A 9,838-nucleotide genomic window follows, 5' to 3' on the forward strand; every position below is an offset into this window, starting at 1 on the left:
GGATCACGGCCGCTGACGAGTCCCCCATAGACCAGTGACCGAGGGGCTCCGGGCGCTGGGGAGCACTTCCACCCAGGCGGTCCACCCAAGTACCGGGTGTGCCGTGCGGCTGAGCCCCCCTCGATCCGCACGGCACACCCACTGGGGAAGGGGGTGGCGGTCGTGTCGCTGGCAACGCGCAACGAGGTCTGGGACGCGCTGCCCCCGCTGCGGTTCGGGGAGGAGCACCCCCTGGACCTCGACGTCGACGAGACCACCGAGCGGCAACTCGTGGCCCGCCTCTTCTCGCGGGACTTCGACGACTGGTCCGAAGTCCTCTCCCGGGTGGGGTTCTGCGCCAATCCGATCCGGCTGGTCGGCCGCTCGCAGTCCTTCGACACCCGCACCGGTGAGCTGGTCCGCTCGTACGGGTCGGGGGACGAGGCGCTGGGGGTGACGTTCACCCGGTGCGGCAACCGCCGCGCGGACAAGTGCGAGTCCTGCTCCCGCCTCTACGCCGCGGACACGTTCCAGCTGATCCGTGCCGGGATCGCCGGAGGCAAGACGGTCCCGGAGACGGTGGCGGACAACCCGCTGGTGTTCGCCACCCTCACCGCCCCCTCCTTCGGACCCGTGCACGGCACCCGCCCGAACGGCGGCCGGTGCCGGCCAAGGCGCGACACCGGCCACCGCTGCCCCCACGGTCGTCCTACATCGTGCATGGCGGTGCACGGTGACGACGACCCCATGGTGGGTCAGCCGATCTGCGCTGACTGCTACGACTACGCCTCGCAGGTGGTGTGGCAGTGGTGGGCGCCGGAGCTGTGGCGCCGGTTCACCATCACCCTGCGCCGCCTCCTCACCCAGTACCTCGGGACCACCCCGGGCCGGCTGGGTGAGGTGGCGGGCCTGCAGTACGCCAAGGTCGCCGAGTACCAGCTCCGCGGCGCGGTGCACTTCCACGCCCTGGTCCGCCTCGACGGACCGCAGACCCCGGACGGGTTCGCTCCGGCACCGGCCGCGGTCACCGCCCCGGTCCTGGCCGCCCTCGTCGAGCGGGCCGCGACCGCGGTGCGGTTCACCGCCCCACCGGTCCACGACGACGATCCCGCGAGGGTGCTGGCCTTCGGGGCCCAGGTCGACACCCGGGCCGTCCGCACGAGCCGCCGCACCGACGACCCCGACCGGTCCCTGACCCCGGAGCAGGTCGCCGGGTACCTCGCCAAGTACGCCACCAAGTCCACCGGGGACAACGAGGCCAAGGACAACGCGCACCTGCGCAGGCTGGAGGCCACCGCCCGGCACCTCGCCGGCCGCGCGGTCACCCTCGACGAGGACGGCGACGCGCCGTACGGGCTGCTCGGCAAGTGGGCCCACACCCTCGGCTTCCGCGGCCACTTCGCCACCAAGTCCCGGCGCTACTCGGTCACCCTCGGCCAGCTCCGCCGCGCCCGGCGGCGCGCCCAGGCCCGGATCGCCGAGGCCAACCGCACCGGCACCCCGATCGACCTGCGCCAGCTCGAGGCCGAGCTCCTCGCCGACGACCACGACGAGACCACCATCGTCATCGGGTCCTGGACCTACGCCGGGTCCGGCTGGGCCAACGGCGGCGAGACCGCCCTGGCCGTCGCCGCTGCCGCCCGTGCCCGCGAGTACGCCCAGGAACGCGCAGCACACCGACGCAACATCCGCCTGAGAGGAGACAGTGATGCCAGCACGAAGACCAGCGCCGTTTGGTGAGCCCGGTGCGTCTAGACCGCCGACCTGCGCCCGGCTGTGGACGCTCCAGGACGTCTCGGACTTCCTGAACGTTCCGGTGGGGACGCTCTACCAGTGGCGGGTCCGCGGCGAGGGGCCACCGGCCTTCAAGGTCGGTCGCCACGTCCGCTTCGACCCCGACCGGGTCAGGGCCTGGGTCACGGACTCGGCGGCGTGACATGGCCAGCATCGACAAGCGAGAGCGAGGTGGCACAGTCACTTGGCTCGCCCGCTGGCGGGACGACACGGGAAGGCAGCGCAAGCGGTCGTTCAGTCGCAAGATCGACGCCCAACGCTTCGTCACGCAGCTCGAGGCGGACCTCTTGCGGGGGCAGTACGTCGACCCCTTCGACACGACGACCGTCCTGGAGTACGCGCGCCGCTGGGCAGGAGCACGCATCCATCGGCCGACGACAGCGCGTCGGGTGGAGAGCATGATCGACACCCACATCGCGGGCACCAGCTTGGGCGCACGACGTCTCGCAGCCGTCACCCCGTCGGAGGTGCAGGCATGGGCGTCCGACCGGGCCCAGGTGCTGGCGCCGACGACCTTGCGGAACCTCGTGAGCCTGCTGCGGTCGGTGTACGCGTCTGCCGTCCTCGACCGACTGGTCGCCTCGTCACCGGTCGTGCGGCTCTCCCTTCCGCCGACGCACCGGGAACGCGTCGTTCCACTGTCGGTCGAGCAGGTGCTGGCCCTCGCGGAGGCGATGCCACGTCGCAACCGCGCCATGGTCATCACCCAGGCCGGTCTGGGGCTGCGGATCGGCGAGCTGCTCAGCCTGCGGGTGCAGGACGTCGACTTCATGCGCCGCTCGGTGCGCATCGAGTGGCAGCTGGCACCCGGACAGAAGACCCGCAGCGCCCCGAAGACGCGGCGGTCGGCCCGCACGGTGCCACTCCCCCAGGTGGTGGCCGAGGCGCTCTCGGTCCATCTCGAGGAGTTCACGCCGGGTGAGGACGGCACCCTGTTCACCACCCGGTTCGGCGCGCCCTACCGGCACGACTACTACGGGACGCGGATCTTCGCCGAGGCGGTCGCCAGGAGTGGCCTGCCGAAGTCGACCACGTCCCACGATCTGCGGCACCACTACGCCTCGGTGCTGCTGGCCCAGGGCGAGTCGGTCATTGCCGTGGCCGAACGGCTGGGGCACCACAACGCGGGTCTGGTGCTCTCCACCTACGGCCACCTGATGCCGGATTCGGAGGACCGAACCCGGCGGGCGGTAGACAGTGCCTGGGCCGCCTGTGCCCCACCTGTGCCCCACGGGGAGGTCGCAGGTCGCTGACCTGCGGTTTTGGCCGTGTTTCAGACGTTGAAGCGGAACTCCACGACGTCGCCGTCGGCCATGACGTACTCCTTGCCCTCCATGCGCACCTTGCCGGCTGCCTTGGCGGCGGCCATGGATCCGGCGTCGACGAGGTCGTCGAACGAGACGATCTCGGCCTTGATGAAGCCGCGCTGGAAGTCGGTGTGGATGACACCGGCGGCCTGGGGGGCGGTCCAGCCCTTGCGGATGGTCCAGGCGCGCGACTCCTTCGGCCCTGCCGTCAGGTAGGTCTGCAGCCCGAGGGTGTGGAAACCCTTGTGCGCCAGCTGGTTCAGCCCCGGCTCGGAGACACCCACCGACTCCAGCAGCTCGCGAGCCTCCTCGTCGTCGAGCTCGGCCAGCTCGGACTCGAGCTTGGCGTTGAGGAAGATGGCGTCGGCCGTCCCGACCATGGCCGACAGCTCCTTCTGGAGCGTCTCGTCGGTCAGCTGCTCCTCGTCGACGTTGAAGACGTACAGGAACGGCTTGGTGGTGAGCAGCCCCAGCTCCCTCGCGAGGTCCATGTCGACCCCGGAAGCCGCGCCCGCGGCATACAGGGTCGTGCCCTCCTCGAGCACCTTCTGAGCTGCGAGCGCGGTGTCGAGCACGGCCTTGTCGGTCTTCTTGCCCTTGACCTCCTTCTCGAGGCGGGGCACCGCCTTCTCGAGGGTCTGGAGGTCGGCGAGGATCAGCTCGGTGTGGATGGTCTCGATGTCGTCCTTGGGCGAGACCTTCCCCTCGACGTGGTGCACGTCGTCGTCGTGGAACGCCCGCACCACCTGGCAGATGGCGTCGGCCTCACGGATGTTGGCGAGGAACTTGTTGCCCAGGCCCTCCCCCTCCGAGGCGCCGCGCACGATGCCGGCGATGTCGACGAAGGAGACCGTCGCGGGTAGCACGCGCTCGGACCCGAAGATCTCGGCCAGCTTCTGCAGCCGCGGGTCCGGCAGCGGCACCACCCCGACGTTCGGCTCGATGGTGGCGAACGGGTAGTTCGCGGCGAGCACGTTGTTCTTGGTCAGGGCGTTGAACAGCGTCGACTTGCCGACGTTGGGGAGACCGACGATTCCGATAGTGAGAGCCACAAGGAGAGGATTCTACCGGCGCTGCGGGGTCGCCCTCGCCAGCTGCCGGGACAGCGCCACCAGCCGGCCCTCGCTGTCCCACACCTCGGCGTCCTCTTCCAGGTAGCCGCCCGACAGCGTCCGGTTGCTGACCTGGATCCGCAGCCAGCCCGGCGCCGGTCGGCACCGCACGTGCGCGGTCAGCTCGAGTGTCGGGGTCCACCCGGGCAGTCCCAGCTCGAAGGTCACCGGTGGCAGCGCGTCGACCGCGAGGAGCAGCAGCAGCGGGTCCGGCTCGCGACCGTCCACCATCCGCAGCCACCCGCGGATGACCCCGTTGCCGGACGGCTTGCCCACGGCCCAGCCGGTCGTGGCTGGGTCCAGGCGCAGGTCCAGGCGGTCGAGCAGCGAGGCGTGCCTGAGAAAGTTCGGCGGGGCGTCGGACGTGCCGACGCACTGGTCCGGGGGCGGGAGCTCCGGCGGCTGGGCCGAGGTCGTGACCTCGTCGGACACCGAGCCGAGATCGCCGTAGGTCGCGAGTACCCGCATCCGCTCGACCTCCGGACCCGGACCGCCGCCGTCGCCCTCCGCGGGCTGCACCAGCGACGCCTGGCCCGTCGAGACCGCCCGGCCTCGCCGTACGACGTCCGTGCGCACGACAGCCGGCCCGGGCACGCCGGGCGAGAGGTAGTAGGCGCTGATCGCCATCGGGTCGGCGTGGCCGGGCGTCCCGTCGTCGGAGGGCTCGGCGAGCTCGAGGCGGAGGGCGTGACCCGCGAGCGCGAGCAGCAGCCCGCCGTTGACCCCGCCCCCGATCCGCCAGCCCTCGCCGATCATCGCGTCGTAGGCACCGGGGTCACCGACCCGCCCCAGGACGGCAATCGCCTCGTCGAACTCGCTGACAGCGCTCATGCACGCTCCTCTGGCTGGTGACGTACCGGCATACGGGCCAGTCTGTCCCGCCGTGGCACCTCAGGGCGCGGTGGTTGCCGATGAGGTGGTGGACGTCACCGTCGGGTCAGCGGACTCGGTGGCCAGCGTGGTCGCCGGTGGAGCCTCGGTGGTGGCCTCCGGCGACTGCGTCGTGTCCGGCGCGGGCTCCTGCGTGGCCGGTGTCGGGGTGGAGGCCGGCGCCGTCGCGGTGGCCGAGCGCTGGGGCGGGGGTCCGCCCTGCGTGCTGGTACCAGTGGGCGACGCGGTGGCCTCGCCTCCCGACGACGGCGCGGTGGTCGTGGCCGTGGTCGTGGGTGCGCTGGCCGCCGGGACGAAGGCCGGATCGGCGCGGACGACGGCCAGGATCTGCGACTCGAACTCCGTGAGCCGCGCCTGGATCTGCGAGAGCGGGAGGTCCTTGATGGATCGGCCGAAGGCCTCGAGCTCCTTCCACAGCTGGTCGAGCCGGGCTGTGGTGTCGGCCCCGAGCGGTCCGCTGACGGTGAGGACGAGCTGTGTGGCCAGCGCGTAGGTCACGCACTGGACGCACGCGTAGTTCACCGCCGCGGAGAGGTTCTGCGGCACGACGACGTTCGCCTCGCCGAGCACGAGCACCACCTGGAACGCCACCGCCACCGTCTGGCAGCCGGTGCAGCTGGACAGGGCGTACGCCTCGTTGGTGTTGAGGACGGTGTCCTCGTCGGCGTAGACGAGCGCGAAGGCGACGTCGTAGAGCGTGCCGCCGTCGGTCGTGTTGACGGCCAGGGCCTGGTTGTCGCCCTCGCCCGGGGGCAGCGGCCGGTCGAACGGGAACACCCAGGTCGGTGCGGGCTCGGCTCCCGGGGTCCCCTCCCCCGACGACGGCGCCGTCGAGCCAGGGGACTCGGGTTCGCGCGGGACCATGACGACCGCCAGGGCGGGTGCATCTGCGGTGGGCAGCTCGGCCCCCTCGGGCCAGACCGCCCTTGCCGAGCCGACCCCTCCGTCGGACAGCCCGCCGGGCGTCGCACTGCGCAGTCCGGCAGGCAAGGCGTCCTGCAGCGCGCCCCGCTCGTAGGCCTGGATCGGGCGGTAGGCGCCCGGTTCCGGCCACCAGGCCCACGCCAGTCCGCTCACCAGCGCGACCGCGACGACACCGGCCACGGCACGGCGGCCCGGGCGGCCCTGCGTGCTCTGCCACGTGCGGGCGACGACCTGGCGGACGACGCGGCTCAGGATGTAGAGGACACCGAGCACGGGCAGGGCGATGGCGACGATGGAGAGCACCCGGACCAGGAGCGCGGCGACGTCGCCGTCGGCGAACGCCTCGCCGAGCATCGCGGCCTGCTCCTGGAGGCTGGCGACGGCCGTACCGACCAGGCGCGGCAGGGCCAGCACCATCATCACGAGGGTCCCGAGCAGGACCGGTACCACGACCACGACCCAGGCCGTGACGACGGCGCGGGCCCAGGGCTTGAGCACGGTGGCCTCGGGGCTGTTCCACCGGCCCGGCAGCAGGGCGAGGAGCGTGGGACGGATCCGGTGGTAGAGGTCCGGCACGCCGGTGAGGTCGGCGAGGACGTGGTAGCCGTCGAAGCGCACCAGCGGCGCCAGCTGCCGCAGCATCTGCAGGACCTGGGTGGCGATGATCAGCAGGATCGCGTCCCACTGGCTCACCCACCAGACGCCGAACATCGCGACCGCCACGATGGCGTTGAAGTAGAGCCCACCGAGGTCGGTGCGCACGCGGCCGGCGCGCCCGAGCCGGTAGCTGTCCGTCACGTCGGTGTAGAAGGCGGGCCAGACGAGGTAGAGGCCGGTGCCCATGGCCCCGGGCTGGGCGCCGCCGTAGCGGGCCGCGGCGGCGTGGCCGAACTCGTGGAAGCCGGCCGAGAACACCGTCAGCAGGAAGACCGCGAGCAGCAGGCCCGGCTGGTCGAAGGCCTGGTGGGTGGCGGACGCGAGGCCCTTCTCCACGAGCACCCAGGCGCAGACCGCGACGAAGGCGAGGCACACGAGCGCCACGACGACGGGAGCGAAGAGCCGGGCGAAGGGCGCCGTCACCCGGTTGGTCACCGTGGGGTCGGACACGACATAGCGGAAACGCAGAGCCAGCAGCGGGTTGGACCGGCGCAGCTCGGGCTCGGAACCGTCCGCCAGCCGCAGCGCCCCCAGCTCGCGGAGCCGGTCACACAGGGTCTGCACGTTCACCGCCGTGACGGCGCGGCCGACCTCGGGGCCCACCGCCGCCGCGATCGCCTCGTGGTCCCGCCGCCCGTCGACCGCGTGCAGCACCTGGTAGAGCAGCGGGGTCAGCTGGATGGTCTGCCCGTCGGAGCGACGGACCAGCGCCGGGGGCTCGCGATAGCCCGAGCCCGGCACCTCGCCGATCAGCTGGAGGCCCGAGGCCCGCTGGGGCACACGGGAGTCGGGGGACGGCGCCCGGGCAGCGCCGTCCCCCGACGAGGCCGTCGCCTCGTGCAGTGCACTCATTCCGGCCTACTGCTGGATGTCGGAGCTCTGGTCGGTCGTCGCCTCGGCGTCGGCATCGATGTCCTGCGTGATCATCGCGTCCTGCTGGGCGATGGAGGTGGCCTCCGAGTCCAGCGAGGCGACGTTGGCCGCTACGGCCGCGTCGATGGGGGCCGCGACGTTGGCGTTGGCCGCCACGGCGCCGGCGATCGGGGCCGCGAGGTCGAGGTCCGCAGCCACGTCGACATCGACGTCGAGCAGGTCGCCGTCGAGGACCGAGCCGGCGTCGCTCGGGTCCACTGCCTCGGCGGGCGGGGTGCCCGTCCCGGCCTCGACGCCCGTCCCCGCGTCCGTGCCGGTGCCGGCCCCGGCGTCCGTGCCGGTCCCGGCGTCCGCGCCGGTCCCGGCGGCCTCCTCGGCCTGGTCGATCGTGCTGTCCTGGGTGCCCTCGGCGACGGCCTCGCCGGTGATGCCCTGGTCGATGATGACCCCCTGGTCGGCCATGGCCTGCGCCTCCGAGCCTGCGGACAGCACGTTCGCGCCGACGGCGGCGTCGATCGGTGCGGCGACGTTGGCGTTGGCGGCGACTGCCAGGTCGATGGGCGCGGCGGCGTCCAGCGCGAGGTCGAGGTCCGCGTTGAGGTCGAGAAGGCTGATGACCTCCTTGTCGGGAAGTGCCGTGCCCCCCTCTGCGGCAAGCTCCTCGTCGGACAGCGGCTTGAGTTCGGCGTCGCTCATGGGCGTGCTCCTTCCGGCGCGGTCCCCCGCGCGTCGGTGAAATGGGCCGATGAGGGTTCCCCGGCTCGCATCGGCTTGACGCAGCGTAGGGCCGTTCCGGGGGCCCCACCACAAGAACGACAGTTCCCCCGGCGGGGTTACGCCCGGCTCACAGCGCCGGGAGGCCGTCCTCGAGGTATGCCGTGGGGCCGGTGTGGGCGGCGAGGAAGGCCAGCAGCCGCTGGTTGTAGGGCGCCACGCGCTCCTCCAGCTCCTCCTCGCCACACCAGTGCAGGGCCTGGACCTCTCGCGGCTCCAGTGCCGCTTCGGCGGGGAGGTCGTCGGGGGCCTCCCCCAGATCGAAGACGAAGACGGTGGCGTCGGTCCACCCGCGCCACGGCGGCAGCCAGTTCACGGCGAGCAGGCCCCGCGGCGTGACGTCGAGACCGAGCTCCTCGCGGACCTCGCGCACGACGCAGGCTGCCGGGGACTCCGAGGGGTCCACGACCCCACCCGGGAGGTCCCACTCAGCCTTGTAGGTCAGCTCGCAGAGCAGAACCTCCCCGCGGGCGTTGCGCAGGACGCCCTGGGCGATCGACCGCTTCATCGGCAGCGTCGAGTTGAGGATGCCGATGAACCCCTCGCGCGTGTCCGGCTCCGGGTCGTCGCGGACCCGGCCGAGCACGAGGGTGTCGTGCCGCTCGCCCGACAGCGAGGTGTTGCCGCGCAGCAGCCCCTCGCGCCGCAGTCCCGCGCGCAGCCCGGTGCGCACCGACGCCCGGTTGAGCGGGTTGACGTGCGCCTCGACACGCTGGAGCCCGAGCTCGCCGAAGGCGAACTGCACCAGGAGCCGGACGGCGCGGACCGCGAGGCCCTTCCGGCGGAACGGCGCATAGGTGGCCCAGGAGAGCACCCCCACCCCCTCGTCGGCGACGCGCACGTCCACCGACCCCACCGGCTGGCCGCCCCACTCGCACAGGAAGGTCGCCTTGGCCGGGCCGTCGGCCCATTCGCGATGGGTCTGCTCGACCCAGGCGCCGTGCCGCTCGGCGCTCGGCGCTCCGGCCGGAAAGCCGAACCACCGCGCCATCTCCTCGTCGTGGAGGTGGCGGGTCTGATCGACATCGCTGGGCTGCCAGGGCCGGAGCACGAGGTCGCCGTCGCGCAGGATGGGCTGCGGGGCGGGCATGCCAGCCAGCCTACGGTGCCCTGTCGGAGGTGGCTGGCAAGGTCTGCGCCATGGATCTCGTCATCGCCCTCCTCGTGGGCCTCCTCATCGGCGGTGCCGTCGCAGCCCTCGTCGTCCGCCAGATCGGCGCAGTGCGGGCGGCAGGCGTCGCGGCCGAGCGCGACCTGCTGCGCGAGCGGGTCGTCGACCTCGAGGCCGCGCTCTCCGACGACGCCCAGACCGCCGCCGCGCTGGCACCGCTGCGCGACGCACTCGGGCGGGTGGAGCAGCAGGTCGGCACCCTGGAGCGCGATCGCACCCACCAGTTCGCGGCCCTCGAGCGCACCATCGCCCAGGTGCACGCCTCGACCGCGTCCCTCGACCGCCAGACCCAGAGCCTGGCCGGCTCGCTCAACGCCTCGACGGTGCGGGGTGCGTGGGGTGAGGTGCAGCTGCGC

At 72.5% G+C, this 9,838-nt stretch carries 9 protein-coding genes; 4 read left to right on the top strand and 5 right to left on the bottom strand.

Annotation, left to right across the window (positions count from 1 at the left end):
* Positions 1-162 precede the first annotated feature (162 nt).
* The 3 genes from VIB11_RS14255 to VIB11_RS14265 are packed head-to-tail and all read left to right on the top strand — an operon-like array spanning position 163 to position 3,026.
* Positions 163-1,719 (top strand): replication initiator, encoded by a 1,557-nt coding sequence (locus tag VIB11_RS14255; protein ID WP_332031899.1) that lies wholly within the window; start codon positions 163-165, stop codon positions 1,717-1,719.
* A complete protein-coding gene (locus tag VIB11_RS14260) occupies positions 1,688-1,915 on the top strand; it encodes a helix-turn-helix domain-containing protein (protein WP_414695844.1) in 228 nt (75 codons plus the stop codon). The genes VIB11_RS14255 and VIB11_RS14260 overlap by 32 nt, the downstream gene beginning before the upstream one ends.
* 1 nt (position 1,916) lies before the next feature.
* Positions 1,917-3,026, top strand: coding sequence for a site-specific integrase (locus tag VIB11_RS14265; RefSeq protein WP_332031900.1), 1,110 nt, complete (start codon positions 1,917-1,919; stop codon positions 3,024-3,026).
* 20 nt (positions 3,027-3,046) lie between these two features.
* Here VIB11_RS14265 and ychF read toward each other — a convergent pair whose 3' ends face one another.
* From ychF to VIB11_RS14290, 5 genes are all read right to left on the bottom strand, one after another.
* Entirely contained in the window at positions 3,047-4,132 is a 1,086-nt protein-coding gene (gene ychF / locus VIB11_RS14270; RefSeq protein ID WP_332031901.1) for a redox-regulated ATPase YchF, read from the bottom strand.
* Between the two features lie 12 nt (positions 4,133-4,144).
* On the bottom strand, positions 4,145-5,023 hold the full coding sequence (locus VIB11_RS14275; RefSeq protein WP_332031902.1) for a thioesterase family protein: 879 nt from the start codon (positions 5,021-5,023) through the stop codon (positions 4,145-4,147).
* Between the two features lie 60 nt (positions 5,024-5,083).
* Positions 5,084-7,516, bottom strand: coding sequence for a hypothetical protein (locus tag VIB11_RS14280; RefSeq protein ID WP_332031903.1), 2,433 nt, complete (start codon positions 7,514-7,516; stop codon positions 5,084-5,086).
* Between the two features lie 6 nt (positions 7,517-7,522).
* Positions 7,523-8,233, bottom strand: coding sequence for a peptidoglycan-binding protein (locus VIB11_RS14285; RefSeq protein WP_332031905.1), 711 nt, complete (start codon positions 8,231-8,233; stop codon positions 7,523-7,525).
* Between the two features lie 148 nt (positions 8,234-8,381).
* Positions 8,382-9,401 carry an NUDIX hydrolase gene (locus VIB11_RS14290; RefSeq protein WP_332031909.1) on the bottom strand — a complete coding sequence of 340 codons (1,020 nt, stop codon included), beginning with the start codon at positions 9,399-9,401 and terminating at the stop codon, positions 8,382-8,384.
* A gap of 50 nt (positions 9,402-9,451) precedes the next feature.
* Here VIB11_RS14290 and rmuC point away from each other — a divergent pair.
* Positions 9,452-9,838 (top strand): DNA recombination protein RmuC (gene rmuC, locus VIB11_RS14295; protein ID WP_332031911.1); only part of this gene is annotated, 387 nt, incomplete at its 3' end.

The organism is Pedococcus sp., from assembly GCF_036554925.1.
Lineage (GTDB): Bacteria > Actinomycetota > Actinomycetes > Actinomycetales > Dermatophilaceae > Pedococcus_A.